Source organism: Terriglobia bacterium (assembly GCA_020072785.1).
GTDB lineage: Bacteria > Acidobacteriota > Terriglobia > Acidiferrales > UBA7541 > Acidiferrum.
Map to the genome: position 1 here is coordinate 45,832 of JAIQGG010000005.1, position 26,937 is coordinate 72,768.

Sequence of the window (26,937 nt, forward strand, 5' to 3'; positions counted from 1 at the left end):
CCGGGATGCTGCCGTCGCGCGGCGCGGCGGGCGCAATTCGGCACAGCCGCCCCGGAAACCCGGCGCGCCGCCGCGCGGCCATGTTACCCTGCTGCAAGCAACCGGAGGAGCCTGCCGTATGTGCGGGATTGTCGGATACATCGGCCCGAAAAAAGTCGTTCCGCTGATTCTCGAGGGCCTGAAGCGCCTCGAATACCGCGGCTATGATTCCGCCGGAATTGCTGTGGTCGGCGCCAACGGCAAAATGGAGATCCGCCGCGCCTCTGGCAAACTGCGCAATCTCGAGGAAGTAGTCGCCAAGTCCCCGATCGAAGGCACCTACGGCATCGGGCACACGCGCTGGGCCACCCACGGACGCCCCACCGAAGAAAACGCTCACCCCCACCGCGACTGCACCGGCGATATCGTGGTCGTGCACAACGGCATCATCGAGAACTACCTCGAGCTCAAGGAGCAGTTGCAGCGCGAAGGCCACAAGTTCGTCACCGAGACGGACACGGAAGTGGTCGCGCACCTGGTCGAGAAGAACAGCAAAGGCGTCCCGCTCGAGGAGGCTGTGCGCCGCTCCCTGAAGGAGTTGCGCGGAATCTACGCCCTGGTTTTCCTTTCGGCCAAGGACCCGCAGAAGATCGTGGCCGCGCGCATGGGCCCCCCGTCGGTGGTGGGCATCGGCGAAGGCGAATACTTCGTGGCCAGCGATATTCCGGCGCTGCTGCAGCACACCCGCGAAATCTTCTTCCTGGCGGATGGCGACATCGCCGTGCTCACCGCGCAGGGCGTGCGCGTGATGGACCACGAGGGCAAGGCCATCAGCCGCCCCACCCAGCACGTCACCTGGGACCCCATCATGGCCGAAAAGGGCGGCTACAAGCATTTCATGCAGAAGGAGATCTTCGAGCAGCCGCGCGCCGTCCGCGACACCATGCTCGGGCGCATCTCCCAGGACACCGGGAAGATCTACCTCGAGGAGATGCAGATCACCGAGCAGCAGTTCCGCGAATTCCAGCAGGTGCGCGTCGTGGCCTGCGGCACCAGCTGGCACGCCGGGCTCGCCGGAAAGTTCATGATCGAGCGCCTGGCGCGCCTCCCCGCGGAGGTGGATTACGGCAGCGAATTCCGTTACCGCGACCCCATCCTCGACTCCCGCACCCTCACGGTGTGCATCAGCCAGTCCGGCGAGACCGCGGACACCCTGGCAGCGCAGCGCGAAGCCAAGCAGAAGGGCTCGCCGACGCTGGCCATCTGCAACGTTATGGGCTCGATGATTACCCGCGAGGCCGCGGGGACCATCCTCACGCATGCCGGTCCGGAGATTGGCGTCGCTTCCACCAAGGCGTTCACCGCGCAGCTCGCCGCGCTGGTGCTGCTGGCCATGCGCCTCGGCCAGGCCCGCGGCACGCTCTCCGGCGAAACCGCCAAGGCCCTGCTGCAGGAGTTCACCCGCATCCCCCACAAGATCGAAACCATCCTGCAGGGGGATGAGGCCGGAATCTACGAATCGCTCGCGCGACTCTTCTTCCGCCACACCGATTTTCTCTATCTCGGCCGCGGCATCCATTACCCCATCGCCCTCGAAGGCGCGCTCAAGCTCAAAGAGATCTCCTACATCCACGCCGAAGGCTACCCGGCGGGTGAGATGAAACACGGGCCCAACGCCCTGATCGACGAAAATCTTCCCGTGGTGGTGCTGGCCACGCGCGATGAGACCGACCGCGACTCCATGACCCTCTATGAGAAGAGCGTCTCGAACATCCAGGAAGTGAAGGCGCGCGACGGCATCGTCATCTCCATCGTCACCGCCGGCGACCATCTCGCGCGCTCCGCTTCCGACCACCTGATCGAGATTCCTCCGGCGCCGGAGCTGCTTTCGCCCATTCTGGAGATCATCCCCTTGCAACTGCTGGCCTATCACATCGCGGTGCGCCGGGGCTGCGACGTGGACCAACCCCGCAACCTCGCCAAATCCGTCACCGTGGAATAACCGGGCGCAGGCAGGCGGTTCCTGCCCTGCCGGCAGCCTCTGCTCCCGGTAAAGAAAAACACCTCGCTTCCCCGCAAGTTTCGTAGAATCAAAGTCACCATGCTACGCCGCGCGCGCATCTCGCTCCGGCTGTGCGGCTTGCTGCTGCTTCTGGCGGCAGTCCCGCTGCGCGCGGCCAATCCCCAGGAAGCCGCCAAGGCCATCCTCTCGAAAATCACTCTCACGGGACTGCAGACGCTGTCCGCGGAGCAGCTTCTCCCTGAAACCGGATTGAAGATCGGGGACCTCGCCGGGCGCGAGGACCTGCAGGAGGCCGCCAACCGCCTGCTGCAACTGGGCCTGTTCACGAAGGTCAGCTACGAATTCCGCACTCTTCCCGAGGGCCTCACGGTCAATTTCCGCGCCGAAGAGGCGCCGCGCGTCCCGGTCTTCTTCGACAATGTGCCGTGGTTCGCCGATAGCGAGCTCACCGAGGCCATCCGCAAGGCCCTTCCCTTCTACGACGGCACCGCGCCGGAGGACGGAACCGTGGTCGAGCGCATCGCCGGCGCGCTGCGCCAGCTTCTGGAGGCGCACCAACTGCACGTCGCCGTGGAGCACCAGTTGCTGGCCAGCCCCCTGGGCGACGGCAGGGTGCAGGAGCTGCGCATCAGCGGAACGTCTCTGCAGATCGCGCGCATCGATTTTTCTGATCCGGAAGCGGCTGCGTCGCCCGCTCTGCAGCAGCACATCTCCGAACTTCTCGGCAAGCCCTACTCGCGCCTGGCCATCGACCTCTTCCTCGCCGAGCAGGTGCGCCCGGCCTACCTGCGCAAGGGTTTTCTGCGCGTGCAGCTGGGCCCGCCGGAGATTCGCCTGAGCGGGCCGCCGGCCCAGACGCTGCCCCAGTCGGTGCCCGTGTACGTTCCGGTGACGCCCGGTCCGGTATACCGCTGGCAGGGCGCGCAATGGTCGGGGAATACAGCGCTGTCCGCGGCGGCGCTGCAGGACCGCCTCGGGCTCGAACCCGGCGACATTGCCGACGGGCTGGCCATCGAGGCGGGATGGGACCGTGTCCGCGAGGAGTACGGCCACCGCGGCTACCTGGACGTGCGCCTCAACCTCCTGCCGGTCTTCGACGACCAGGCCCACACGCTTTCCTACCGCCTCACGGTCACGGAAGGCCCGCAATACCGCTACGGCAAGCTGGTCCTAACCGGCGTGTCGCTGGCCGCGGAAAAGCGCATCCGCGCCGCCTGGCCGATTCCAGAGAGAGAGATTTTCGACAAGCTCAAGTTCGAAGAATTTCTCGGCAAGTTGCAGCGCCACGGCGAAGAGATCTTCGGCGACCTGCCCGTGCATTACGGCGAAGTGGGACACTGGCTGCGCACGGACGCCGAATCCCGGATTGTGGACGTTCTTCTCGATTTCAAGTAGCCCCGGCGATAGCTTGAAATTGTCCTGCCCGCGGCGTACCCCGGGAAAACCAATGCGTTATACTAAGCGGCGATGACTGCCTACGTGCACATCCGCGCCAACGCAGCGGCCGGCGGTCCGGCCGAGGAAAAAGAACGGCTGCTGCTCGAGCAGCTCGCCGCGACTGGCTCGCTTCTGGTGGCTCTTTCCGGCGGCGCCGATTCCGCCTACCTCGCGTGGGCCGCGCAGCGTGCTCTGGGTCCGCGCGTGCTGGCCATTACCGCGCTCTCCGCGAGCTATTCGGCTTACGACCGCCAGCGTGTCGAGGAGTTCCTCCGCGCCGTGCCCATCGCCCACGAATTCATCCACACGCGCGAACTGGAAATCCCCGCCTACCTGGCCAACCAGCCCGACCGCTGCTACTACTGCAAGGATGAACTTTTCTCCGCCATGGACGCCCTGGCCTCCGCGCGCGCCTTCGCCGCCGTCGCCTATGGCGTGAACGCCGACGACACTCTCGATTTCCGCCCCGGGCACCGCGCCGCCGCGGAGCACCGCGTCCTGGCCCCGCTGCTCGACGCCGGCCTGCGCAAGGCCGAGATCCGCCTCCTCTCGAAGCGCGCCGGCTTGCCCACCTGGGACCGTCCGGCCTCGGCTTGTCTGGCTTCGCGGCTGCCCTACGGCACGCAGGTGACCCCCGAAAGGCTCGCTCTGGTGGAACAGGGCGAGGCGGTGCTGCGCGATCTGGGCTTCCGGCAGTTCCGCGTGCGCCTGCACGAGCAGATGGCCCGCGTCGAAATCGCGCCGGACGAGCTGCCGCGGGCTCTCGCGCCCGAGGTAGCCGCCTTACTGGCAACGCGCCTGAAGAAGCTGGGTTTCACCTATGTGACCCTGGACCTCGAAGGCTATCGTCAGGGGTCGCTCAACGAATCGCTGCCGGACGCCCCAGGATAGGAGTCTCCGCAGCCGGGGCCAGGGAACCTGGCAACGTGGATTTGCGTATCTCCCTGTGCAGGGGGCCCGCGATACCCCGTGCTGGGTCCTGAGGAGGAAGCATGCCGCTGCTGCGAAAAATCCATCTGGGTGCTGCCCTGCTCGCCCTGCCTCTCCTTCTTGCGGGATGTGGAGCCTCCGCGTCGGAACAGGGCACTTTTGAGCGCACCCTGACCGTCAGCGGACCCGTGCACCTCGGACTGGCCAACGGCGCCGGCGCCGTCGAGATCCGCGCCGGAGAGCCCGGCAAGGTGCACATCCACGCGGAAGTGCAGGTCGGCGGCTTCCCCTTCGGCGACCCGCGGAAGCGCCTGGACGAAATCCTCGCCCATCCCCCCATCGAACAGAGCGGCGACACCATCCGCATCGGCAAGGACTCCCGCACCTGGCGCAACATCACTATCCGTTATGTGATCGAGACGCCGCTGGACAGCGAAGTGGAATCGACCGTCGGCTCGGGCGCGCAGGAGGTTCGCAATATTCGCGGCCCCGTGGAGTTGCGCACGGGTTCCGGCGAGATTCACGCCAGCCACATCGCCCGCGAAGCGCAGTTCACCACCGGCAGCGGCAGCATCGAAGCCAGTGACCTCGGCGACGACGTGCGCGCCTTGACCGGCTCCGGTTCGATCACTCTCGCCGGGGTGAAAGGCGCGGTCCGCGCGAAGACCGGCTCCGGCGCCATCACCCTCTCCGCGGCGCAAGGCCGCGCGGAGTTGCACGCCGCCAGCGGCAGCATCACCGTGCGCGACGCCGCCGGCGATCTCGAGGTGCACACCGCCTCGGGCAGCATTTCCATCGAAGGCAATCCTGCGCCCCACTCCAATTGGGAATTGCACGCGGTGTCCAGTTCGGTGCAACTTAGCGTCCCCCGCGATGCCAGTTTCCTGTTCTCCGCCCATTCCCTCTCCGGCAGCATCCAGACCGACATTCCCATCGTCGTCGAGGAACAGTCGCGGCATGAACTGCGCGCGCGCCTGGGGAGCGGTGCTGCGCGCGTGGAAGTGCATACGGTTTCCGGCAGCATCCGCGTCCGTGGCCAGTCCTAGCCCCGGTGCGGAGGCGCGGAAGTCGCTGCCTTCCGCCCAAACGGGTACAATAAGCGGCCATGCGGCGGCTTCCCTCCACGGCTGCACTCGCCCTCCTTGCCGCTCTTTGTGTGCTTCCTGCGCGCACTGCCGGGCAGGCTCCGGCGCAAAACGCGCCGGGACCAGAGGCCACTCCTTCCGCGAAGAAGGCACCCACACCTCCCCCGGCGCAAACTCCCGAGGAAGACCTGCAGCGTGCCATTGATGATGCGGGCAACGACCGCGCCGCGCTGGTGCGCAATTTCGAAGCCTACCTGAAGAAATATCCCGATAGCCGGCGCAAGACGGAGATCTACCGCGCGCTGGTGGAAGCCAGCCTGCAACTGCGGGACGCTCCCCGCGCCGCCGCTTATGCCGAGCACATCGTCGCGCTTGCGCCGGAAGACATGTCCATGACGCTGGTGACCATCGAACTTTTGGAACGCGCCGGCGACGCCGAGGGACTGAAGCGCGCCACCAGCTACGCCTCGCGCCTCCTGGACTACCTGCAGCGCGACGCTTCCGCCGAAAAGTCGCCGCGGGTTTCCCCGCAGGAGTGGGAGAACGAGCGGCGGCGCCTGCGCATGACCGTGCTGCTGCTGCGCGGAAGGCTGCATCTCAAACAGGGCGCTCGCGCCGAGGCCGCGCGCGATTTCGGAGAGAGTTACGCGCTGCTGCCCAATGCCGCGGCTGCGGAGAAGCTGGGCGAGATCGCCGAGCTGCAAAAAGACCTGGACGGCGCCGTCACGCACTATGCGCGCGCGTTCGCTCTCGCGGATGCGGGAGACGGCGAAGATCACCGCCAGGCCCTGCGCCGCAAGCTCGGCAACGCCTGGCGGCAGGGGCACGCCTCGGAAGACGGCTTGGGCGCATACCTGCTGCGCACCTATGACGAAACGGTGCAGGCGGCGCGCAGCGCTCCGCCAAAGCGCAATCCCGGCGCGCGCGAGCCCTATGATTTCACGCTGCGCAGCCTTCCGGATGGCCCGCCCCTGGCGCTCGCCAGCGCCCGCGGCAAGATCGTGGTGCTGAGCTTCTGGACCACTTGGTGCGGCCCCTGCCGGGCCCTTGAGCCGCATTTCGCCCGCGTCGCCGCGGAATTCCGCGGCGATGACGGAGTGCTTTTCCTCTCCGCCAACTGCGACGAGGACGAAACCCTCGTACGGCCCTATCTGGTTGCGGAAAAGATGCGGACGCCCGCGGTCTTTGCCGACGGCCTCGACCTCCTGCTGGGGGTGGACTCCTTTCCCACGGTGATCGTCCTGGACCGCTCGGGACGCATCGCCTACCGCGCCGAGGGCTACGCCGAAGACGAGTTCGAAAGCTCCCTCGCCGTCGCCATCCGCAACGCCCTCGCGGCCCCGCTCGCGGCCAACTGACGGCCCGCGGCGCTTCCGGAGGCGCTGGGCGCGCGGCAGTTTTCCAAAAGTACGGAGGAAGAATCGGGAATTCAGCAGTTTCCCGCGGCGGAAGCGGAGGGAAACGCCGCGGCCACCTCACGTGCCGCGAGAATGGTATTCACGTGGATGCGCACGGTATCTTCCACGCGGCGCGCATAGCCGCCGGCCAGTGCGCTGGCCACGGCCACGCCACGCCTGCGGGCCTCTTCGAAAACCATGCGGTCGCGCTCGCGCAGCCCCTCCTGGGTGAGCGCAAGGCCGCCCAACTGGTCCTCGCAAAACGGGTCGGCGCCACCCAGATAAAAAACGAGCTGCGGCTGGAACTCATCGAGGGCCTTGCGCACGGCGGGCAGCAGCGCGCCGAGATACTCGTCATCGCCGGCGCCATCGGGCAGGTGCAGGTCCACCGACGAGGGCGGCTTGTGCGCCGGGTAGTTGTTGTGCTGGTGGATGGAGAGCGTGAACACGCTCGGATCGTCGCGGAAGATCGCCGCGGTGCCGTTGCCATGGTGCACGTCGGTGTCCACCACCATGGCCTTGGTGATGCGCCGGTCGGCCTGCAGCCGCCGGATGGCCACGGCCACGTCATGGATGGGGCAGAAACCCTCGCCGTGGTCGGGATAGGCGTGATGGAACCCCCCGCCGAGGTTCGCGGCAAAGCCATCACGCAGCGCGCGCTCTCCCGCCAGGATCGAGCCGCCAGCCGCCAGCCACGCCGCCTCCACCATCTCCGGAGAATAGGGAATCTCCAGGCGCATCTCTTCGGAGCGGGTGAGGGTGCCCTCCTTCAGCTTCCAGACCCAGTCCTTGCTGTGCACGCGCAGGATGTCCTCATCGCGCGCCGCTTCGGGCTGCAGGAAATCGTCCTGCGCGGCGAGCTTGTCGTGGAGGAGAAACTCGGCGATGAGGCGGAATTTCTGGGAGGGAAAGACGTGCGCGCCGAGGTTCAGATCGTAGCGTGGGTGATAGATGAGCTTGAACGGCAGCATGGCACCCCGCCGGGTCAGCCTTCTTAATTCTCGCGTTCGAGGATGAAATCCGGAACGGCCAGCAGCGCGCGCCCGTATTCGCTTTCCTCCCCGCCGTGCAGGCAGGCTTTTGCGCGCTGCGCGTACTCGCGGGCCAGCTTGCGCGCGCGGTCGAGCGCGCCGGAATCGCGCACCAGCGCCACCAGCGTCTCCGGTTGCACGCTGTGGAACTCTTTTTCGGCAAGCACCCGCGCGACCATCTCCCGCGCCTCGCCTTTCCCGTTTTCCATGGCGTAGATCAGCGGCAGCGTCACTTTGCCCTCTTTCAGGTCGCTCAACACCGGCTTGCCCAGCTGTTTCGCCGAAGCCGTGAAGTCCAGCAGATCGTCCACCAACTGGAAGGCCAGCCCGGCGCAGCGCCCGTACTCCGCGAGCTTCTCTTCCTCCGCCTCGCTCACTCCTCCCAGCACCGCGCCCAGCCGCGCGCAGCCGCTGAACAGGCACGCCGTCTTGTACGCGGCCAGCTCCAGCGCATCCTGCTCGGTCACCTCTATGCACCCGATCTTGGCCAGCTGCAGCAGCTCGCCCTCGACCATCTTCTGCGTCAGGTCGATCAGAATATCCAGGATGCGGAAGTTGCGCTCGGCCAACGCCATCTGAAACGCCTGCATATACAGCCAGTCGCCGGCGAGCACGCTGCGGTGATTGCCCCAGCGGGAATTCGCGGATGGCCGGCCCCGGCGCGTGTCGGCGCTGTCGATCACGTCGTCGTGAATCAGCGTCGCGGTGTGGATCAGCTCGACGACGGCGGCCATGCGGATCACGCCGCGTCCCCGGTAACCCGCGTGGCCCGCGGCCAGCAGCATCAGCGCCGGGCGCAGCCGCTTCCCGCCCCCGCCCAGCAGATAGCCGCTGATTTCGGAGACCGGCTCGAACGCCGCCGCGCTCTCCTGCGCGAGCTCCCGCTCGACAAGGGCCAGGTCGTCCCGCACCAGATCGAAAATCTCTTTTGCCGCAAGCAGCCTGATGGCCGCCTCCTCGTTCTCCGCCGTGTTCTACGGTCCGCCGGCCCCAGGCAAATTCGGCCGTTCCTGGGCGCCCTCCAAACGAAACAACCGCCGGAAGTTCTCCGCCGTAGCCGTGGCTGCCGATTCGAGTGGCAAGTTTCTCACACTCGCAAGCGTGCGCGCCACCTCCGTGACGTAGGCCGGCTCGTTGCGCTTCCCGCGGTAGGGCTGCGGCGCCAGGTACGGCGCGTCCGTCTCGATCAGCAGGCGGTCCAGCGGCAGCGCCCGCGCCACCTCGCGCAGCTCCGGCGCTTTCGGATAGGTCACGTTCCCGGCAAAGGAAACGTAGAAGCCCATGTCCAGGCCGCGCTGCGCCTCTTCCTGCGTCCCCGTGAAGCAATGGAAGATTCCGCCGAACCCGGACGAGCGCCACTCCTCGTCGAGCACGCCCAGGCAATCCGGCCAGGCTTCGCGGCAGTGGATGATGATCGGCAGCTTGGCCTGCCGCGCCAGCGCCAGCTGCTCGCGGAAAACGCGCTGTTGCGTCTCGCGCGGCGAGTGGTCGTAGTGGTAGTCCAGGCCGATCTCGCCCCAGGCGATGACTTTGCGGTGCCGCGCGAGCCCCGCCAGCCGGTCCAGATGCTCCGGCGTGACCTCTTTGGCCTCGTGCGGGTGGATGCCCACGCTCGTGTAGATCCAGTCGTGCGCTTCCGCATAGGGCAGTGCCGCGTCCAGCTTCTGCGGCCCCGGCCCGGTGCCGATGGCCAGCAGCGTGCTGATCCCCGCCGCGCGGGCGCGCTCCAGCATCTCCGCGCGGTCCTCGTCGAACTGCGGAAAATCGATGTGCGCGTGTGAGTCGATGAGTTCCATGGGACGTGGCTGCTGACCGCTATCCCCGGTCACACCAAGCCGGTCTCGTTTCCCTTTAGCGCAGCCGCGACCCGACTTCCACATCCTCGAGGAAACCCGCGAGGACCGGACGCCCCTCCGGCCCGACTGCCGCGGCCACGATCATCCCGTTGGACTCCACACCGCGCAGCTTGCGCGGCGCTAGGTTCACCACCACCACGACCTTGCGGCCCACCAGCGCCTCCGGTTCGTAGTGCTGCGCGATGCCCGCGCAGATCTGCCGGGTCTCCGTCCCGATGTCCACGGTGATCTTCAGCAGCTTGTCCGCGCCCGCGATGCGCTCCGCGGTCTTGATCTGCCCCACGCGCATCTCCACCTTCGTGAAATCCTCGATGGCGATCTTCTCGCTCACCGCCGGCGCCGCGGCCGCGCCGGGTGCCGCCGCTGGAGCGGCCGCCGCTGCGGGCGCCGCCGGCTTCTGCAGTTCGTTTTCCATGGCTTCGATCCTCTCTATCGCTTCGGTTTTATCGACGCGCGGAAAGAGCGCTTCGGTCTTGCCCAGGCGCGTGCCCGGCGCCAGTTGGCCCCAGCGCAACGCGTCCCAATCCTGATTCCCCGGCGTGCCGCTCTGCCCCAGCGTGGCCCACACCTTGTTCGTGCTCGCCGGCAAGACCGGGTGCGCCAGCAGGCACACGATGCGCAGCGCCTCCGCCGAGGTCCACAGTATCGTGCCCCGGCGCTTCTGCTCGTCCGGCGAACCGCCCAGCGCCCAGGGCTGCTCCGAGGTCAGGTACTTGTCCGCGGCGGCGATCAGCGCCCAGATGGCCTCCAGCGCGCGCGAAAACGCGAACGCCTCGTAGTGCTTCTGCGCCTCCGCCATCGCCGTCTGCGCTTCCCCGGCCAGGGCTTTCTCCGCGGGCGTCTCCTCGCCCGGCTTGGGCACGCGCCCTTCGAAGTTCTTCTCGATCATGGTCAGCGTGCGGCTGGCCAGGTTGCCCAGCCCGTTGGCCAGATCGCTGTTGTAGCGCGCCACCAGCGCTTCGCGGCTGAAATTGCCGTCCTGCCCGAAGACGATCTCCCGCAGCAGGAAATAGCGCAGCGCATCCGCGCCCAAAACCCGCGCGATGGGCTGCGCCGACTGGATGTTCCCGCGCGACTTGGACATCTTCTCTTCCTGAAACAGCAGGTGCCCGTGCGCGAAGATTTTCTTCGGCAGCGGCAGCCCCGCGGCCATCAGGAATGCCGGCCAGTACACCGCGTGGAAGCGGATGATCTCTTTCCCCACCAGGTGCACGTCCGCCGGCCACAGCCGCTCGAATTCCTCCTTCTTCAGCGGATAGCCCGCGGCGGTGAGGTAGTTGGTCAGCGCGTCCGACCACACGTAAAAAACGTGCTTTTCGTCGCCCGGCCACGGGATGCCCCATTTCAGCGTGGTGCGGCTGATGGAAAGGTCGCGCAGCCCCCCGCTCACGAAGGAGATCACCTCGTTGCGCCGCGCTTCCGGCTCGAGGAATTCCGGATGCTCCTGGTAGTAGTTCAGCAGCGGCTTTTCGAATTTCCCGAGCTTGAAGAAATAGTTCTCTTCCTTGACCACCTCGGTCGGCCGGTGGCATTCGGGGCACAGCGCGCCCGGCGTGGGATCTTCCACGTACATCTCGTCGTGCACGCAGTAGTTGCCTTCGTAATAGCCCTTCTCCACGTAGCCGTTGCGCTGAATCTCCCGGAAGAGATGCTGCACCGCGTGCGCGTGCCGCGTTTCCGTGGTGCGGATGAAGCGGTCCACGCGGAAGCCCAGCTCCTGCCACAGCCCATGGTATTCCGCCGCCACGCGGTCCACGAAATCGATGGGCGAAATCCCTTCCTTCTTCGCCGAGCGCTCCACCTTCTGTCCGTGCTCGTCCGTGCCGGTGAGGAAGGTCACGTCGTAACCGCGCATCTGCTTGTAGCGCGCGATGGTGTCCGCGGCCAGCGTCGTGTACGTGTGCCCGATGTGCGGACGCGCGTTCACGTAGTAGATCGGCGTCGTGATGTAGTATTTCGGCTTGGTGGCTGCCATCGGCTTCCTAAAATCTTCCTGAAAAACTATCGTCCCTGGTCATCCCGGGAGTGCTAAGCCCTCAACTGACATTCCTCTTCGTTCTTCGAATTTCGAGTTTCGTATTTCGAATTTCGCTCCCTACTCACTCTTCCCGCCCGTTTCGTACGCCCGCAGCGCCTCCGCAATCACCCCCTGCAGCGGCACGTCGCGCTCCGCCGCCAGTTTGCGGCAATCCTCGTACTCCGGCGCCACGTGCAGAATCTTTCCGCCGGCCCGGGACACCTTGATGCGCACGTCCCCAAACTCCGTGTGCACGCTCACCCATTCGCGCGGCAGACACCGCCGCTCGGCGCGATAGGTGCGGGCGCCCAGCGTCGTGGTCTCCGCGAAGAGCAGCTTCATCAGCGCGTCCACGCCCTCCGGCCGGCACAGCACCGTCAGCAGCGTCCCCGGCCGGTTTTTCTTCATCTGCACCGGCGTGGTGTAAACGTCCAGCGCGCCCGCCGCCAGCGCCCTCTCCAGCACGTAGCCGTAAATCTGCGGATTCATGTCGTCGAGATTGGTCTCGATCACCGCAATCTCTTCCGTCTCGATTCCCTGCCCGGCTTCCGCCGCTTCGCCCACCAGCAGGCGCACCACGTTCGGCTGCCCCGGCAGATCGGACGTCCCCGCGCCATAGCCAATCGCGGACGTGTTCATCCGCGGCTGCGCGCCGAACTCCGCGCACAGCGTGGCCACGATCGCCGCGCCCGTCGGCGTCACCATCTCCCTCGGCACGCCCGTCGAATACGTCGGCTTGCCGCGCAACAGCTCCGCCGTGGCCGGCGCCGGCACTGGCAGTAATCCGTGCGCCGTCTTGACCGTTCCGCTGCCCACGTTCAGCGGCGAGCAGGCGAAGCGTTCGATTCCCAGCGCCGCGAATCCGATGCTCGCCCCCACAATGTCCACGATCGAATCCACCGCGCCCACTTCATGAAAATGGATCTTCTCGAGCGGCGCGTCGTGCACTTTCGCTTCCGCCTCGCCCAGCCGCTGGAAGATCGCCGTCGCCCGCTCCCGCACCGGCTGGCCCAGCCCCGACTTCTCGATCATCTCCAGGATCGTGCTCAGCGAGCGGTGCTTTTGCTGGTCCTCGGCCTTCACGCGCACCCACGTCGCGGACATCCCGTTCTTCCACACCTTCTCCGCCGAAATCTCCCACCCCGCCAGCCGCAACCCCGCCAGCCCCTCCCGCAACTGCTCGAGCGGACACCCAGCGTCCACCAAAGCCCCCAGCGTCATGTCCCCGCTGATTCCGGAAAAACAGTCGAAGTAAGCTAATTTCATGGAGTTACGCCGCGCAACAACCCCGCCAGTAACACAGGTGGAACTTGTCCCAACTCGGTCGGGAGCCTGTGCTCTTCAGTCCGTGCTCCGTTCGCATTCGTTTCGATACTATCGGCGCCGCGCAGGGGTGTCAAATGCAGGCCCACCGCAGCCGATGCCTGCTCCGCCAGTAGCACAGGCGAAACTTGTCCCGGCTCGGTCGGGAGCCTGTGCCCCAACCCGTTCTCAGCGTCACTCGGAAGACATTCCGTCGAATCGCACGAAAGCTTTTTCATCGGTCGGCTATGAGTCCCCTGGTAGTCCTTGCCGAAACGCTTCCTTTAGAAAATCTATGAAGACGCGCACCTTAAGCGGTAAATAACTACGGGACGGATAGAGCACCCAGGCGGCTGCAGATTCGAAATTCGCCGCCGTGACCTCATACCCAGGGAAAAGATCTACCAAGCGGCCCTCCTGCAACTCTTGCCCTACGATCCACCGCGCTTGAAGAATTATGCCCATGCCGGCAAGAGCACATTGCTTGAGCGCGATGGCATTGGAGCTTCGCAGTCTTCCTTGAACGGATACATCAAAGCCCTTCCGGTTTGCGCCCCGAAATCGCCATTTCGAATCGAAACCAGGCATATCCAAAAGAAGGCAGTTGTGCCGCTTGAGATCAACGGGCACGCGCGGACGGCCGTGTTGCTTAAGATAGGCCGGGCTGGCGCATACTTTTCCGACCAGCGGGCATAGTTGGTAAGCCACAAGCCCCGAGGAAACCAAAGGACCGATCCTGATGGCAACGTCGATGCGCTCAGTGACTAGGTCGAGCATCGCATCCGTCAGCACGAGATCAAACGAAAGCTCAGGGAAGGAAGCTGCTAGCCTGGGGAGAAGGGGCACAATATTGAGTTCGGCGAAGCTTACCGGCGCGGTGATGCGCAGAGTTCCCTTGGGTCGTTCGTCAACGTCAGCGGCCCTGAGATGCGCGCTCTCGAGCTCGTCTGCGAGAGATTCGACGCGATCGAAATACACGGCGCCGGCCTCCGTGGGGGACAGACGGCGTGTCGTCCGATGCAGCAGCCGTACCCCTAGCTCCGCCTCCAGCGAGGCAATCGCCCGGGAGATGGAAGACGGATCCACTCCGCGAAGGCGCGCGACAGGAGCAAAGCCTCCCTGTCTGACAACTTCCACGAATATCTGAATATTCGAAAGATTCATTGTTGTATTATACGCACGAATGTTATGCATTGCGGCGTATTGTTGAATTTGACTTCTGGCGGCAAACTCGGGCCATGAAAACTCAACTCAGCATCGCCCTTGTCACTGGCGCTAACCGGGGAATCGGCCGCGCATTCGTGGAGGCCCTTCTTGAGCGTGGCGTGAATCGCGTCTACGCGGCAGCGCGCAAACTCACGGACTTGGAACCGGTCGTTGCCATCGACCGCAAACGAGTTCTTCCCCTCAAGATCGACATTACCAGCCTGGCGGAGATCAATGCCGCGGCGGAGAAAGCATGCGACGTCAACCTTCTGATCAACAACGCCGGTATCGCTGACTTTGGAAGCCTGCTGGATGCTCCCGGTGAATCCATCCGCCGCAATATGGAGACGAACTATTTCGGCACCTTGCATGCAATCCGCTCGTTCGCTCCGGTTATCGAGAAGAACGGCGGAGGAGCAATCGTCAATCTCTTAACCATAGTGGCCCTGGCAAGCATGCCCGGATTGGGTGTCTACAACGCCTCCAAAGCCGCGGCATGGTCCATGACTCAATCACTGCGAGCCGATCTCCGGAAGCGCAAGATACGGGTCTACGGCGTCTTCCCCGGACCCGTGGATACCGACATGATTCGCGGTGTTGACATGCCCAAGACCTCCGCCACCGATGTCGCACGCGCAGTCTTGAGCGGCATCGAAAACGGAGACGAAGATATCTTCCCAGATCCCATGGCGAAGCAGATGTACGCCGCGTGGAAGCAAGACCATAAGGCGGTAGAGCGCCAATTCGGCTCCATGTAGGACCGCATTCGGTCGGAGATCCTAAGATGCCATCTCTCCTGATTACGACTGGAGCCCTGCATCCAGATGGGCAGGACGCTTACAACCGGTATGCCTCGGTGGTCGTGCCACTCATCGAGGCAGCCGGCGGCAAGGTACTACGTCGGGGCACATTCCAGGAGGCCATCGTTGGCGATGATTGTCCGGAATTCATCGCAGTCATGGAATTCCCGGATGTCGATTCGATTCATGTCATGTTTGCCGGCAGCGCTTATCGGGCGGCGATTCCCGACCGAAACCTGGCCTTCAGAGATATCCGGACGTTCATTTGCAATCCCCTTTAGGGAATGGAAAAGCTAGGGCGGATCTCGCTGACGGGTGGCGCATTGGAACTTCCCATTTGTTTGCCGATGCAAGAACCACGCGATAGAGACGAACGAAGCTCCCAAACCTTGAGTAAAGAGCAATTTCGGGTGGCCTACCCTTTGCGGTCTTTCAAAGGGTGGGCTCTTCGTCTTTCTTTTTTCTCCCACGGCGGGTGCCCAGGTTTAATGAGCGAGCAGGTTCGGGGTTCCCCTCGACAAGAGTGAAGGCGTTTACTCCGACCTCGTCGGGGCATGTGGGGTTTATGACTTTGTGAGTTACACCCTCTGCCCGAAAGGATCGGGATCCTCGGTCAACTCCTCTGCCGCTTGCGGCATTCGCATGCCTCGCGGAAATCTGGCCGGCATCACGCAGCTCTCCCGAAAGTGACCCTGGCGCTATACCCCAGTGCATAGAGCACGCGCAACATCAAGTCCGTCGAAATGTCCTTCGTATTGCGGTTCATCATCGCCGTAATGCGCGTCCGCGATGTGCGCGCCAGCCGCGCTACCTGTGCATGCGTCAAACCCTTCTTCCGCACAACTTCGATGATTTTCGAGTTGAGCTCGCTGCGCAGTTCCATTTCCGCGCCGTCCGCCGGGGTCAGACCCAGGGCTTTCGCCAACTCGGCGGCCGTGCGCACGACCACTGCTTTAGACTTTTTCATCCAGTAACTCCTTTAACCGCTTCCTTCCCATATCCACATCCTGCTTGGGCGTCGTCCGGCTCTTTTTCACGAACGCGTGGAACACCAGAACGCCTCGCGGCGATCTCGCATAATAGAATGCGCGATAAATCCCGGCTCGGTCCCGGATTCTCAACTCCTCAACCCCCTGCGCTACCGATGGCATGTGCCGGGAGAAAGGCATCCCCAGAATCGCGCCCTTCTGCAGATCAAAAATCGCCTTGCCAAGCTCCAGTCGGACGTCCTTGGGAAACAAGCGGATTGCCGCCCGGGCCGCAGGATGAAAGATCGCTGCTTTCACCCGTATAGTGTCTCATATCTGGGACATTCATTCAACTGTCAAGCATGCGCCTGACCTGACTTAACAAATGGGACATTTCCGGGATACTCGAACTCTTCGAAATCATATTTTCTTCGTCAGCACGATCCAGCAGAGGACGCCCGCCAGTGAACTCCGCCTGTAGCCAGGAAATGAGGGTGCTTTCGAATACTTTTCCACAACCCATTCGAATACCACTCAGTAATCTATTGAAATAACGTAACCCATCTGCTATCCTTCCCCGTGTTGCATCAATCCACCGTTCGAAAACCTTCCGCGCCGCTGCCCACACGCCCCCCGCTCTTCCCTTCGCCTTGTACCCGCGCCAGCCTTGAATATACGTCCTCTGCGCCTTATTCTTCCCCCTCTCCCCTAAACCCCTCAGAATCAAATCGTTTCCCATCTTCCGTCGCTAAACTCTTTCTTTTCACATCACTTCCCAACATTGCATTTGATCCCCTTTGCAATCACATCGTTCCCCGGAAACCGGGGGACGACGGCTGCTCGCTTTCCTCCTGTCTCCTTCTTTCAACTGTCAACTGTGAACTGTCAACTTTCCCGTCCACCTCCTTGCCACCTTTGACCCCTCTAAACAACTTGCCTATACTGAATCGTTTCCAGCACTTCCGTCCCCGGAACGAGGAACTGTGTACCAGCTACTTCTAAATCGCCTCCGCGACACCCTGGCTCGCCACATTCAGCAGAACTATGGCGTAACCATCGAGATCGCCCTGGAAAAGCCGCCCAAGCTGGAGATGGGCGAACTGGCCTCGCCCGTCTGCTTCGAGCTGGCCAAGCGCCTGAAACGCGCCCCGCGGCAGATCGCCCAGGAGATGGTCAACCAGCTCGCCCCGGTGGAAGGCATCGCGCGCATCGAGGTCGCCGGAGCGGGCTATCTGAACGCGTTCCTCGACCGCGCCGCCTTCTGGCACCGCGCGCTGGCGGAATCCGCGGCTGGCGGGCCGGCCACCCCGGCCGCCGGCGGCAAGATCATCGTCGAGCACACCAACATCAATCCCAACAAGGCGGCGCACATCGGGCACCTGCGCAATGCCGTCCTGGGCGATACCTTCGTGCGCTTGCTGCGCCACACCGGCCACACCGTCGAAGTCCAGAACTACATCGACAACACCGGCGTGCAGGTCGCCGACGTCGTCGTCGGCTTCATGCACATGGAGAAGCGCACCGCGCGCAACGTGCGCGCCCTGACCCACGAGCCGCGCTTCGATTACTTCTGCTGGGATCTCTATGCGCGGGTGACCCAGTTTTTCGAGGAAGACAAGTCGCGGCAGGCGCTGCGCGGAGAAATGCTGAAGCGCATTGAAGAAGGCCTGGGCGAAGAGGCCGAAGTCGGACAGATCGTGGCCGACGCCATCGTGGCCTGCCACTTGCGCACCATGGCGCGCCTGGACATCCACTACGACCTTCTGCCACGCGAGAGCGAAATCCTGCACCTGAAGTTCTGGGATGCGGCGTTCACCAAGCTGAAAGAAACCGGCGCGATCCAGCTCGCCGCCACCGGTAAGAACGCGGGCTGCTGGATCATGCCCTGGGAGCAGGGCGAAGGCGCCGCCGAAAGCGAGGACGCCGACGCCCAGGCCAAGGTCATCGTGCGCTCCAACGGCACGGTCACCTATGTGGGCAAGGACATCGCCTACCAGATGTGGAAATTCGGCCTGCTGGGCAAGGATTTTCACTACGCGCGCCACCCGCACGCCCCGGCTGGCGAGGCGTTGTGGGTGACCACCAGCGAGCCGAGCGACCCGCAGGCCCCGCCCTTCGGCAAGGCTACGACCGTGTACAACGTGATTGATGCCCGCCAGGCCTATCTGCAGCAGGTGGTAACTGCGGGGCTGCGCGCCCTGGGTTATAACGCGGAGGCCGATCGCTCCGTCCACTTCTCCTACGAAATCGTGGCCCTCACGCCGCGCTGCGCCCGCGAGATGGGTTACGAGCTTTCCCCCGAAGAACTGAAGAAGCCTTACGTGGAAGTGAGCGGGCGCAAGGGCCTCGGGGTGAAGGCCGACGACCTACTCGACCAGCTCGAAGCCGCCACGCTCGCCGAGGTGCGCCAGCGCCATCCGGAGATGCCCGCCGCGGAGCAGCAACAGACCGCGCACGCCATCGCCGTGGGCGCGCTGCGCTTCTTCCTGCTGAAGTTCACGCGCACGGCCATCATCGCTTTCGATTTCGAGGATGCCCTGAGCTTTGAAGGCGAGACCGGGCCCTACTGCCAGTACGCCGTGGTGCGCATTCGCGGCATTCGCCGCAAGGGCAGCGAGGTGCCGGGCGCTTCCCCCGCGCTGTCCAATGAGTTTCTCGCGAAGATATTTTCAGGAGCCGAAGGCCAGGGTCTCTGGGAGCTGCTGCTGCTCGGCGGTTCGCTCGATTACGCCACCGCCGCGGCCATCGGCGCGCAGGAATCCGCGTTTGTCGCCAAATACGCCTTCCAGCTCGCGCAGTCCTTCAACAACTTCTACCACAAGCACCACATTCTCTCGGAAGCGGACGCCGAGAAGCGCGCCTTCCTGCTGCAACTGACCGAATTGGTCGAAGCGCAGCTGGTGCGCACCCTCCGCCTGCTCGGCATCGAAGCCCCGGAAAAAATGTGATGCAACGCTACAGCTTCGTCACCAGGTCCACCAGCGTGCGCACCGCCACCGCGCTCGCGCCTTTGGCGGCCCACGGCTTGGCGTCATCCAGCCAGGCCGTCCCGGCGATGTCCAGGTGGATCCACGGAGAGTCCCCCGCGAACTCCTTGATGAACATAGCCCCGGTGATGGCCCCGCCGCCCTTGCCGCTGCCGATGTTCTGGATATCGGCCATGGTGCCCTTGATGAATTCGCGGTACTCGTCGTCCACGGGCATCTGCCACATTTTTTCGCCGCAGGCCTTGGCGCTGGCCAGCAGCTTGTCCGTAAACGCCTGGTCCGAGCCGAAGACGCCGACGTTGACGTTGGCCAGGGCCACAACGATGGCGCCGGTGAGCGTGGCGGCATCGATCAGGTGCGTGGCGCCGAGCTGCTTGGCGTAGGTGACGCCGTCGGCGAGGATTAGGCGGCCCTCGGCGTCGGTGTTCAGCACCTCGATGGTCTTGCCGGACATGGCTACCTGGATGTCGCCGGGCTTCTGCGCTTTTCCGCCGGGCATGTTCTCCGTGGAGGGTACCACGCAGATCACTTTCACGCTGGGCTTGAGCGCCGCGAGCGCGCGCATCACGCCGAGCATGGTGGCCCCGCCGGCCATGTCGTATTTCATCTTCTCCATGCCCTCGGCCGGCTTGATGGAGATGCCGCCGGTATCAAACGTGACCGCCTTGCCCACCAGCCCGATCACCGGGGCGCCGGGCTTGGCGTTCGCCGGTGTATAGGTGACCACCATCATGCGCGGCGGCTCGACGCTGCCCTGGGCCACGCTGAGCAGCGCGCCCATTTTAAGCTCGGCGATCTTCTTCTCGTCCAGGATCTCCACGGCCAGGCCGGCTTCGCGGGCCATGGCTTCGGCGCGCTCGGCCAGAATCCGCGGCGTCAACTTGTTGGAAGGCTCATTCACCAGGTCGCGCGTGAAGTTCTGTGCGTCGCCGATTATCCGGCCGCGCTGCAGCCCCGCTTCGCCCGCGGCGCGGCTGCCGCCGTCCCAGCCGGAGAGCAAAACGGCGTCCACTTCTTTGCCATTCTTCTTCTCGCTCTTGTACTTGTCCGATTCGAAATCGGCGAAGATCAATCCTTCGGTCACCGCCTGCGCCGATTCCGCAGTGGCCTCGCCCTCGCGCACCACAAAGGCAAACTGCTTCACCGAACGGCCTTTCAGATAGCGCAGGGCCGCTCCAGCCAGCTTGCGCAGTTGCGCGCTGCCGTACTGCTCGCGCTTCCCCGCACCGACCAGCAGCAGGCGCTCGGCCTGCAGTCCCTCCGGGGCATGCACCAGGGTCATCTCCAGGGTCTTCCCGGTCAATTCGCCGCCCTGCGCCAGTTTGCGCAGCAGGCCGCCGGTTTTCTGGTCCAAGTCGGCGATGCGTCCCTGGACGGGATCGGTCTCTTCGAATACGTAACTAACCAGCGCGGCGGTCTGGAGTTCTGCGAAGGGGCGGGTTTCGAGTGCGATCTGCATAGTGTTTCTATCTCCTCCGGGCTCGATACAAGGCTTCATCCACTTCTTTGCGGGATTCCTTGTCGCGGGAATCCTGGCGGCGGTCGTAGTCTTTCTTGCCCTTGGCCAGGGCGATCTCGCATTTGGCGATGCCGTTGCGGAAATAGATACGCAAGGGAATGACGGTCAAACCTTTTGCCTGGGTCTTGCCGGCCAGCTTGTTCAGCTCTTTCTTGTGCAGAAGGAGTTTGCGGGAGCCAAGGGGCTCGTGGTTCCAGGGGCCACCGGGTAAGTACTGGGCGATGTGTGCGTTGACGAGCCAGGCGCCGTTGGGCTTGATCTCCACGTAGGCGTCCCGGATATTCGCCTTTCCTTCGCGCAAGGCCTTCACTTCCGTGCCGTGCAGCACCATGCCGGCCTCGAACTTCTCCAAAAGATGGTAGTTATAGGAGGCCGCGCGGTTCTGCGCGACGATCTCATCGCCACCCTTCCCCTTCTCCGCTTTTTTTGCCGGCTTAGCCACAAGTACTTATCTTAGCGGTCCGCCCTTACTCAATGCAAGACAGCCAACCGGTGGTTGCTTGCCGCTCCTCTGAGCGAGTGCTAGACTGGCGTAAGTTTCTGTAGTTCTGAGGCTTCGGAGAAGACATGCGGCGCCAGGGGACCCTCATTTTGTGCATCGCTTGTGCCCTGCTGGCGGCCGGTTGCCCCAAGGGCGGCGATGACTACAAGCTTGCCCGCAGAGCCGAGGCGTTGCAGGACTACGACACCGCTCTGGAGCATTACCAGAAGGCGCTCAAAGCCGATCCCTTCAACGCCGACTACAAGCTCAAGGCCACCCAGTTGCGTTTCGAGGCCAGCCAGTATCACGTGCGCCAGGGGCAGAAGCTGCGCGAGAAGGGCGACCTGCAGATGGCTCTGGCCGAATTCCAGAAGGCCCTGGCCATGGACCCCTCCAGCCCGATCGCCGCGCAGGAAATAAAGGCCACGCTCGATCAAATCGCCGGGAAGGAGAAAGAGGCCGAGCCGAGCCCGGCTCCACCAGCACAGTCCACCGAGGGTCCTCTGGCCCAGGAACCGCCGCAGCTCATGGCCATCTCCCGCGCACCCATCAACTTGAAGATGGCTAACGACGCTAAGATCATCTACGAGACGATCGCCAAGTTGGCCGGACTGACCGTGGTATTCGACCCGGACTTCCCTGCCCGGCGGATCACCACGGAACTGAACAACGTCACCCTGGAGCAGGCTCTGGACATTGTGTCGCTGCAGAGCAAGTCTTTCTGGAAGCCGGTAACGCAAAATATCATCTTCGTCATTCCGGATCAGCCGCAGAAACGCCGCGACTACGAAGAGCAACTGGTGCGCACCTTCTATCTTTCAAACACCGTGCAGCCGCAGGACCTCACCGAGATTGTGACTGGCCTGCGGCAAATCCTCGATCTGAAACGCATTCAACAGTTGAATGCGCAGAACGCGATCATCGTCCGCGACACTCCGGACAAGCTGCTTCTCGCAGAGAAGCTGATCAATGATATTGACCGGGCCAAACCCGAGGTGGTCATTCAAGTGGAAGTGCTGCAGGCGCGGCTGGACCGTCTGCGGGACCTGGGGATTTTGCCCGGGCAGGGAGCGACCCTGGCATTTACGCCGGGGGGCGCGGGGTCCACTACCACCACCTCCATGGCCCTGAACCAGTTGAAGCACCTTTCCACCGGCGACTATAGCGTGACCCTGCCGGGAGCCACCGCCACGGCCATCCTAACCGACAGCAGCACCAAAATCATTCAGAATCCGGAGATCCGCTCGGTGGACGGCCAGCCTGCCAAGCTGCGCATCGGCGACCGCATTCCGGTGGCCACGGGAAGTTTCCAGGCGGGAGTGGGCATTGGGGCGGCAGGCGGCGCGGGCATCGTCAACCCGCTGGTGAACACGCAATTTCAATACATCGATGTGGGCGTGAACGTGGACGTCACGCCGCGCGTGCACCCGAATCACGAAGTCAGCCTGAAGATCCTGGTGGAGGTCTCCTCGGTCACCGGCACAAGCACCATCGGCGGGATCCAGCAGCCCATCATCAGCCAGCGCAAGATCGAGCACGATATCCGCCTCAAAGAAGGCGAAGTCAACATTCTCGGGGGGCTGATCGAGCGCGTGGACAGCAAGACGCTGAACGGCTGGCCGGGTTTCGCCAAGCTGCCGCTGCTGCACTACCTCTTCTCCGACGAGAAAACCGACCATCAGGAGAATGAAGTCTTGATCGTGCTGATACCGCACATCGTGCGCCTGCCCCGATGGACGCAGGCAAATCTGGAGCCGCTGAGCTCCGGCTCGGAATCGAACATTCAGGTGCGCCGCGAAGCGAGCATCCAGGCGCCCACCCTGCCCTCGCCAGCGCCGACAGCAGTGCCGGTAGCGCCCGCGCCCGTTCCGCAGGCCGGCCCGCAATCAGCGCGCCTGCGCTTCGAGCCCGCAACGCTCACCCTGAAGGCGGGGGAGACCACGACGCTCGGCGTGGTCATTGACAATGTGCAGGACCTCTTCTCCATCCCCATGCTGCTGCAATACGACCCTGCGATCCTGCGCATCGAGGAGGTGCGCCACGGCGGCTTCCTCTCCGGGGGCACGCAGGAGATCGCCATCGTGGAGCGCGTGGACCAGGAGCACGGGCAGGCGATCATCTCCGCCACGCGCCAGCCGAACACCGCGGGAGTAAGCGGCTCGGGCACGCTGCTGGGCATCGTCGTGCGCGCGCTGGCCCCCGGATCCTCGAAGCTGGCCATCGTCCAGGTGAACGCCAAGGATTCCCAGCAGAAGACGCTGCCGCTGCTCAGCGGCGAGGCAACGATTCAGGTCGTTCCGTAATCTCTCTATCTGTAGGCTTATGCCGCATCCGCTGCGTACAATCCGACGAGGCGATCTCCAGGCGGGGATGACTCTGCTGGAACTGATTATCGCCTGCTCGATCCTGCTGATTCTCTCTTCTGCCGCGTTGCCCATCGCCCGCTACAGTATCGTGCGCCAGAAGGAGACCGAACTGCACCGGAACCTGCGCGAGATTCGCAACGCCATCGACCGCTACAAGGACCTTGCCGACCGCAACCAGATCCGCGTCGAAGTGGGCAGCGAAGGCTATCCCCCGGACCTCGAGACGCTGGTGAACGGAGTGCAACTAGGCGCCGGCAGCGACCGCAAGATCCGCTTCCTGCGCCGAATCCCAGTGGATCCCATTACCGGGCGCGCCGAATGGGGCCTGCGCGCGGTGCAAGACGATCCGGATTCCACTTCCTGGGGAGGCAAAAACGTTTTCGATGTCTATTCGAAATCGATGGGCACTGCCCTGGATGGGACGCGCTATGCGGAATGGTAAAACGGCGCAGAAGCTCGCGCGCTACTTTCCCGCGTCAACCAGAAAGCGCGGCACGACGCGCGCTTCCAGCGCCGGCTTCACGCTCCTGGAATTGATGATCGTTATAGGGATCATCGCCATCCTGGCGGGGATCGCCATAGGGAGCTACCGCCGCAGCGTGCAGCATGCTCAGGAAGCAGCCTTGAAATCCGATCTGCAGACCATCCGCCAAGCCATCGAACAATACACGATAGACAAGCAAGCCGCCCCGCAGTCGCTGGAAGACATTGTGGCCGCGAAATACCTGCGGGAGATTCCCACGGATCCGATCACCCACCAGAAAAACTGGCGCCTGGTATTCGAGGACGTCGTCCTCAGTCCCGACCAGGCCACTACTGGACTGACCGATGTGTTCTCCAGTTCCGACCAAGTCTCTTCCGACGGCACGCCGTACAGCACCTGGTAAGCCCTGCCAGGGCAAAGAAGCAGCGCACCCGGGCGCGCGGCATCCGCTATATCTGGAAATGTTGCTGGCCGCCGGCGACGTTCCGCGGGCCACAAATTTGACGGAACGCGCGCACTCCGCTATAGTTGAAATGCGGGGTGGAGCAGCCTGGTAGCTCGTCGGGCTCATAACCCGAAGGTCGTTGGTTCAAATCCAACCCCCGCAACCATCTTCAGAAAGACGCAGACCGGATGCTCCGTCCGGTCTCTTTTTTTGTCTCCGGCCTCCTGCTCCCTTACCCTGCAACTCCGTCGGGCTGCCCTCCGGCCAGGTTGTTCTGGGCCGCTTTCCAGTGTAGACCGCGTGCCAAGCGGCTTGCGAGTCTCTGCGCAGCAGATAGAGGCTGGTTTCCAGATGAGGGGCCCAGAACCCACAGAGACGGTGTTGACCTTGAATTGCAGATCATAGTCCATATTACGCCGGGACAGGACATCAGCTGGGCCATGATGCGATAGTTCGGTGCGTGAAATAACGCACTCAGGGTTATTTCACGCATTCTGAAGTAAACGACGTAAGGCGATTTGGCGGTCGTTTTATAGTTATATCTATGTTTTTCAGCAACATATGAAGACACATTAGAAACTCTTGGAAATGGATGAAGAATTGCACATTTCAGGGTAACATCTCTTAATTATAAGGACCAAACTTGAACGGATTGCCCATTACGGTTCGTTATGCGATCAAGATTTTAATCTTTCTTGCGCTCACGGCCGGACATTCGATTTCCGCAAGTGAATTGGCCCGGCTCACCCGCATTCCCCATTCCCAGGTGGCAAAGGTTCTGCATGCCCTGCGTTGGGGGGGACTGACCCGGTCGCGCCGCGGCTTGCACGGCGGCTACGAGCTCCGGATGAACCCGGAAGAGATTCGCGTGGAACAAGTTATGAAGCTCTTTCTCCCCGTGGAGGAGGAGCCCCAGCCGGATGCTGCGGATGATCCGTTCCTGCAGGTCTGGACGGAGACCGAAGCCCGCTCGCAGCAGGAATGGAAGCAGTTGACGATTGCGGAACTCAGCCGGCGCATGCCACCGCACGCGGCGGATTGGGACAAGCTGACCGCGGGCAGGCAATTGTGAGGGCCAGACAGCAGCAAAGTTGCAGGCTTTATAGACCCCAAATTGAAAAAAGAGGAGGGCTAGATGTTTGACCGAAAGAGCAATTCGATTCTCGTGGTGACGAGCCTGCTGGCGGGGATGTTCGTCTACCTGCTGTTTGTGTCCACGACGCGGGTTTCGGCCATCCCGGCATTTGCACGCAAGTACCAGACTTCTTGCACCACCTGCCACAACAACTACCCGGAGCTGAACGATTTCGGAGAGGCGTTCAAAAAGAACGGTTTCAAATTTCCCAAGGACGACGAGGTCTTCGTGAAAGAGCCGCCGGTGATGCTCGGCGCCAAGGCCCAGAAGGAAGCCTTCCCCGGCGCCGTCTATCCGGGCGAGATTCCTGGCTCGATCCCGATCGGCTTCCGCTATTCGGGAGCGTTCGCTTTGAACAGCAAGCAGCCCCAGGCGGCCGGCTATGTGCCGCGCACGGATCTGTTCGCACCAGACACGCTTGCGTTGATCGCCGCGGGAAGTTTTGGGCCGAACATTTCGTTCTGGATTGACGACGATGTCTCTGCCGGCGGTTCGGGAGCGGAAGGCGGACTGGGCGACGGGTATCTGAAGTTCAACGACCTGGGCCACTATCTCAAGCTGCCCAAGGACTCCCTTAACGTGCGGTTCGGACAGTTTGAGCTCGATTTGCCTTTCAGCCAGGCGCGATCGGTCTATGCATCGGAGTACGACATCTACGGTCAGGCGAGTGTTGCCGGCGCCTGGGGCCCCACCGCTACCCTGTCTGGCGAGCCCACGACAAATAACCCATTCGTGCTGGGTGCTTCGCAGCGGGGCATCGAGATCGGCGGCTATCCCAACGATGGGAATTTCTCCTGGTCCATCGCGGTGACGAACGGCAGCAATGACGGCTCCGCAGCGCGCAATTCCAAAGACGTCTACGTCCGCGTCTCCCAGAAATTCAATCTGGAACGCGACTCCGCCGCGCGCAAAGAAGTGCAGGCCGCCGGACCCACCGGTCCGCGGGACCACTCCTCGATTCGCGTCGGGGGGTTCTACTACTACGGCCGCAACGCACAGAACATCCCCGGCACGGACCAGACATATTCCTTCCTGGGCACGATCCGCGAGCCCTTCTACCGGGTTGGCACGGACCTGCGTTTCAAGTATCGTCACATGGAACTGTTCGGCCTGCTGATGTACGGCCACGACCAGAATCATCTCGTGGATACGGAAAGCGAAACGATCAGTGCGGGCCGTCCGGTAACTTTCAGCGGCGGTTTCGCGGGCTTGAACTACTGGATCTATCCGTGGATGATTGCCACCTTGCGCTATGATGCGGTAAATTCTCCGGCGGACTTTCTGAATGGGGTATCCAAGAATGGGACCCGCAACCGCGTCAGCCCGGGCCTGCAGATGCTGGTCCGCAGCAACATCAAGCTGGTATTCGAGTACCAGCATCACTGGGAGCAGCCCATACCCGATTCCAACCTCTTCTTCCGGCCTAACACGTTCGTATCCGGAATTGACTACTCCTTCTAAGGAACGGTCAGGGAAGGGCCGGGGCCTG

At 63.3% G+C, this 26,937-nt stretch carries 23 protein-coding genes and 1 tRNA gene; 14 read left to right on the top strand and 10 right to left on the bottom strand.

What is annotated here, in order from left to right:
• Positions 1–118 precede the first annotated feature (118 nt).
• The 5 genes from glmS (at position 119) to LAN61_13070 (ending at position 6,812) form a co-directional block, all read left to right on the top strand.
• Positions 119–1,981, top strand: a complete 1,863-nt coding sequence (gene glmS / locus LAN61_13050; GenBank protein MBZ5541437.1) for a glutamine--fructose-6-phosphate transaminase (isomerizing) — start codon at positions 119–121, stop codon at positions 1,979–1,981.
• 99 nt (positions 1,982–2,080) lie between these two features.
• The gene (locus LAN61_13055) at positions 2,081–3,397 is read left to right on the top strand and encodes a hypothetical protein (GenBank protein ID MBZ5541438.1); all 1,317 of its coding nucleotides are present in this window, start codon (positions 2,081–2,083) and stop codon (positions 3,395–3,397) included.
• Between the two features lie 72 nt (positions 3,398–3,469).
• Complete coding sequence (gene larE, locus LAN61_13060; GenBank protein ID MBZ5541439.1) at positions 3,470–4,330, top strand: ATP-dependent sacrificial sulfur transferase LarE; 861 nt, start codon at positions 3,470–3,472, stop codon at positions 4,328–4,330.
• A 101-nt stretch (positions 4,331–4,431) separates the two neighbouring features.
• Entirely contained in the window at positions 4,432–5,415 is a 984-nt protein-coding gene (locus LAN61_13065; GenBank protein ID MBZ5541440.1) for a DUF4097 domain-containing protein, read from the top strand.
• 59 nt (positions 5,416–5,474) lie between these two features.
• On the top strand, positions 5,475–6,812 hold the full coding sequence (locus LAN61_13070; protein ID MBZ5541441.1) for a TlpA family protein disulfide reductase: 1,338 nt from the start codon (positions 5,475–5,477) through the stop codon (positions 6,810–6,812).
• Positions 6,813–6,883: 71 nt separating this feature from the next.
• Here the strand turns inward: LAN61_13070 and LAN61_13075 are convergent, their stop codons facing one another.
• The 6 genes from LAN61_13075 to LAN61_13100 all read right to left on the bottom strand — a co-directional run bounded on the left by LAN61_13075 (position 6,884) and on the right by LAN61_13100 (position 14,221).
• Complete coding sequence (locus tag LAN61_13075; protein ID MBZ5541442.1) at positions 6,884–7,822, bottom strand: histone deacetylase; 939 nt, start codon at positions 7,820–7,822, stop codon at positions 6,884–6,886.
• Positions 7,823–7,845: 23 nt separating this feature from the next.
• Positions 7,846–8,805, bottom strand: a complete 960-nt coding sequence (locus LAN61_13080) for a polyprenyl synthetase family protein (GenBank protein ID MBZ5541443.1) — start codon at positions 8,803–8,805, stop codon at positions 7,846–7,848.
• A 51-nt stretch (positions 8,806–8,856) separates the two neighbouring features.
• Positions 8,857–9,678 (bottom strand): TatD family hydrolase, encoded by an 822-nt coding sequence (locus LAN61_13085; GenBank protein ID MBZ5541444.1) that lies wholly within the window; start codon positions 9,676–9,678, stop codon positions 8,857–8,859.
• A gap of 55 nt (positions 9,679–9,733) precedes the next feature.
• On the bottom strand, positions 9,734–11,713 hold the full coding sequence (metG, locus tag LAN61_13090) for a methionine--tRNA ligase (GenBank protein MBZ5541445.1): 1,980 nt from the start codon (positions 11,711–11,713) through the stop codon (positions 9,734–9,736).
• Positions 11,714–11,833: 120 nt separating this feature from the next.
• The gene (gene larC, locus LAN61_13095; GenBank protein MBZ5541446.1) at positions 11,834–13,021 is read right to left on the bottom strand and encodes a nickel pincer cofactor biosynthesis protein LarC; all 1,188 of its coding nucleotides are present in this window, start codon (positions 13,019–13,021) and stop codon (positions 11,834–11,836) included.
• 282 nt (positions 13,022–13,303) lie between these two features.
• Positions 13,304–14,221: a LysR family transcriptional regulator gene (locus LAN61_13100; GenBank protein ID MBZ5541447.1), complete on the bottom strand. Its 918-nt coding sequence runs from the start codon at positions 14,219–14,221 to the stop codon at positions 13,304–13,306.
• Positions 14,222–14,295: 74 nt separating this feature from the next.
• On the opposite strand from LAN61_13100, the gene LAN61_13105 reads away from it, so the two are divergent.
• Both LAN61_13105 and LAN61_13110 read left to right on the top strand, forming a co-directional pair.
• A complete protein-coding gene (locus LAN61_13105) occupies positions 14,296–15,021 on the top strand; it encodes an SDR family oxidoreductase (GenBank protein ID MBZ5541448.1) in 726 nt (241 codons plus the stop codon).
• 26 nt (positions 15,022–15,047) lie between these two features.
• Positions 15,048–15,344, top strand: coding sequence for a DUF1330 domain-containing protein (locus LAN61_13110; protein ID MBZ5541449.1), 297 nt, complete (start codon positions 15,048–15,050; stop codon positions 15,342–15,344).
• A gap of 386 nt (positions 15,345–15,730) precedes the next feature.
• Here the strand turns inward: LAN61_13110 and LAN61_13115 are convergent, their stop codons facing one another.
• Positions 15,731–16,030, bottom strand: coding sequence for a helix-turn-helix domain-containing protein (locus LAN61_13115; protein MBZ5541450.1), 300 nt, complete (start codon positions 16,028–16,030; stop codon positions 15,731–15,733).
• On the bottom strand, positions 16,017–16,349 hold the full coding sequence (locus tag LAN61_13120; protein ID MBZ5541451.1) for a type II toxin-antitoxin system RelE/ParE family toxin: 333 nt from the start codon (positions 16,347–16,349) through the stop codon (positions 16,017–16,019). Before LAN61_13120 ends, LAN61_13115 begins: the two co-directional genes overlap by 14 nt.
• A gap of 665 nt (positions 16,350–17,014) precedes the next feature.
• Between LAN61_13120 and argS the strand changes: the two genes are divergently transcribed.
• Positions 17,015–18,979, top strand: a complete 1,965-nt coding sequence (gene argS / locus LAN61_13125; GenBank protein ID MBZ5541452.1) for an arginine--tRNA ligase — start codon at positions 17,015–17,017, stop codon at positions 18,977–18,979.
• A gap of 7 nt (positions 18,980–18,986) precedes the next feature.
• Here the strand turns inward: argS and LAN61_13130 are convergent, their stop codons facing one another.
• Both LAN61_13130 and smpB read right to left on the bottom strand, forming a co-directional pair.
• Entirely contained in the window at positions 18,987–20,477 is a 1,491-nt protein-coding gene (locus LAN61_13130) for a leucyl aminopeptidase (protein MBZ5541453.1), read from the bottom strand.
• 7 nt (positions 20,478–20,484) lie between these two features.
• On the bottom strand, positions 20,485–20,979 hold the full coding sequence (gene smpB, locus LAN61_13135) for an SsrA-binding protein SmpB (protein ID MBZ5541454.1): 495 nt from the start codon (positions 20,977–20,979) through the stop codon (positions 20,485–20,487).
• 125 nt (positions 20,980–21,104) lie between these two features.
• On the opposite strand from smpB, the gene LAN61_13140 reads away from it, so the two are divergent.
• The 6 genes from LAN61_13140 (at position 21,105) to LAN61_13165 (ending at position 26,909) form a co-directional block, all read left to right on the top strand.
• Positions 21,105–23,321 carry a hypothetical protein gene (locus LAN61_13140; protein ID MBZ5541455.1) on the top strand — a complete coding sequence of 739 codons (2,217 nt, stop codon included), beginning with the start codon at positions 21,105–21,107 and terminating at the stop codon, positions 23,319–23,321.
• A gap of 19 nt (positions 23,322–23,340) precedes the next feature.
• On the top strand, positions 23,341–23,826 hold the full coding sequence (locus LAN61_13145; protein ID MBZ5541456.1) for a type II secretion system GspH family protein: 486 nt from the start codon (positions 23,341–23,343) through the stop codon (positions 23,824–23,826).
• Positions 23,813–24,271 (top strand): prepilin-type N-terminal cleavage/methylation domain-containing protein, encoded by a 459-nt coding sequence (locus LAN61_13150; protein MBZ5541457.1) that lies wholly within the window; start codon positions 23,813–23,815, stop codon positions 24,269–24,271. Before LAN61_13145 ends, LAN61_13150 begins: the two co-directional genes overlap by 14 nt.
• A gap of 131 nt (positions 24,272–24,402) precedes the next feature.
• Positions 24,403–24,479: transfer RNA gene (locus tag LAN61_13155), tRNA-Met, on the top strand.
• Positions 24,480–24,956: 477 nt separating this feature from the next.
• Positions 24,957–25,385: an Rrf2 family transcriptional regulator gene (locus LAN61_13160; protein ID MBZ5541458.1), complete on the top strand. Its 429-nt coding sequence runs from the start codon at positions 24,957–24,959 to the stop codon at positions 25,383–25,385.
• A gap of 63 nt (positions 25,386–25,448) precedes the next feature.
• A complete protein-coding gene (locus LAN61_13165; GenBank protein ID MBZ5541459.1) occupies positions 25,449–26,909 on the top strand; it encodes a hypothetical protein in 1,461 nt (486 codons plus the stop codon).
• Positions 26,910–26,937: the final 28 nt, after the last annotated feature.

What these genes read in the sequence shown, in the direction of transcription:
- glmS (MBZ5541437.1), top strand. Translation starts at nt 119, where the DNA reads ATGTGCGGGATTGTCGGATACATCGGCCCGAAAAAAGTCGTTCCGCTG.
- LAN61_13055 (MBZ5541438.1), top strand. Translation starts at nt 2,081, where the DNA reads ATGCTACGCCGCGCGCGCATCTCGCTCCGGCTGTGCGGCTTGCTGCTG.
- larE (MBZ5541439.1), top strand. Translation starts at nt 3,470, where the DNA reads ATGACTGCCTACGTGCACATCCGCGCCAACGCAGCGGCCGGCGGTCCG.
- LAN61_13065 (MBZ5541440.1), top strand. Translation starts at nt 4,432, where the DNA reads ATGCCGCTGCTGCGAAAAATCCATCTGGGTGCTGCCCTGCTCGCCCTG.
- LAN61_13070 (MBZ5541441.1), top strand. Translation starts at nt 5,475, where the DNA reads ATGCGGCGGCTTCCCTCCACGGCTGCACTCGCCCTCCTTGCCGCTCTT.
- LAN61_13075 (MBZ5541442.1), bottom strand. Translation starts at nt 7,822, where the DNA reads ATGCTGCCGTTCAAGCTCATCTATCACCCACGCTACGATCTGAACCTC.
- LAN61_13085 (MBZ5541444.1), bottom strand. Translation starts at nt 9,678, where the DNA reads ATGGAACTCATCGACTCACACGCGCACATCGATTTTCCGCAGTTCGAC.
- metG (MBZ5541445.1), bottom strand. Translation starts at nt 11,713, where the DNA reads ATGGCAGCCACCAAGCCGAAATACTACATCACGACGCCGATCTACTAC.
- larC (MBZ5541446.1), bottom strand. Translation starts at nt 13,021, where the DNA reads ATGAAATTAGCTTACTTCGACTGTTTTTCCGGAATCAGCGGGGACATG.
- LAN61_13100 (MBZ5541447.1), bottom strand. Translation starts at nt 14,221, where the DNA reads ATGAATCTTTCGAATATTCAGATATTCGTGGAAGTTGTCAGACAGGGA.
- LAN61_13105 (MBZ5541448.1), top strand. Translation starts at nt 14,296, where the DNA reads ATGAAAACTCAACTCAGCATCGCCCTTGTCACTGGCGCTAACCGGGGA.
- LAN61_13110 (MBZ5541449.1), top strand. Translation starts at nt 15,048, where the DNA reads ATGCCATCTCTCCTGATTACGACTGGAGCCCTGCATCCAGATGGGCAG.
- LAN61_13115 (MBZ5541450.1), bottom strand. Translation starts at nt 16,030, where the DNA reads ATGAAAAAGTCTAAAGCAGTGGTCGTGCGCACGGCCGCCGAGTTGGCG.
- LAN61_13130 (MBZ5541453.1), bottom strand. Translation starts at nt 20,477, where the DNA reads ATGCAGATCGCACTCGAAACCCGCCCCTTCGCAGAACTCCAGACCGCC.
- LAN61_13140 (MBZ5541455.1), top strand. Translation starts at nt 21,105, where the DNA reads ATGCGGCGCCAGGGGACCCTCATTTTGTGCATCGCTTGTGCCCTGCTG.
- LAN61_13145 (MBZ5541456.1), top strand. Translation starts at nt 23,341, where the DNA reads ATGCCGCATCCGCTGCGTACAATCCGACGAGGCGATCTCCAGGCGGGG.
- LAN61_13150 (MBZ5541457.1), top strand. Translation starts at nt 23,813, where the DNA reads ATGCGGAATGGTAAAACGGCGCAGAAGCTCGCGCGCTACTTTCCCGCG.
- LAN61_13165 (MBZ5541459.1), top strand. Translation starts at nt 25,449, where the DNA reads ATGTTTGACCGAAAGAGCAATTCGATTCTCGTGGTGACGAGCCTGCTG.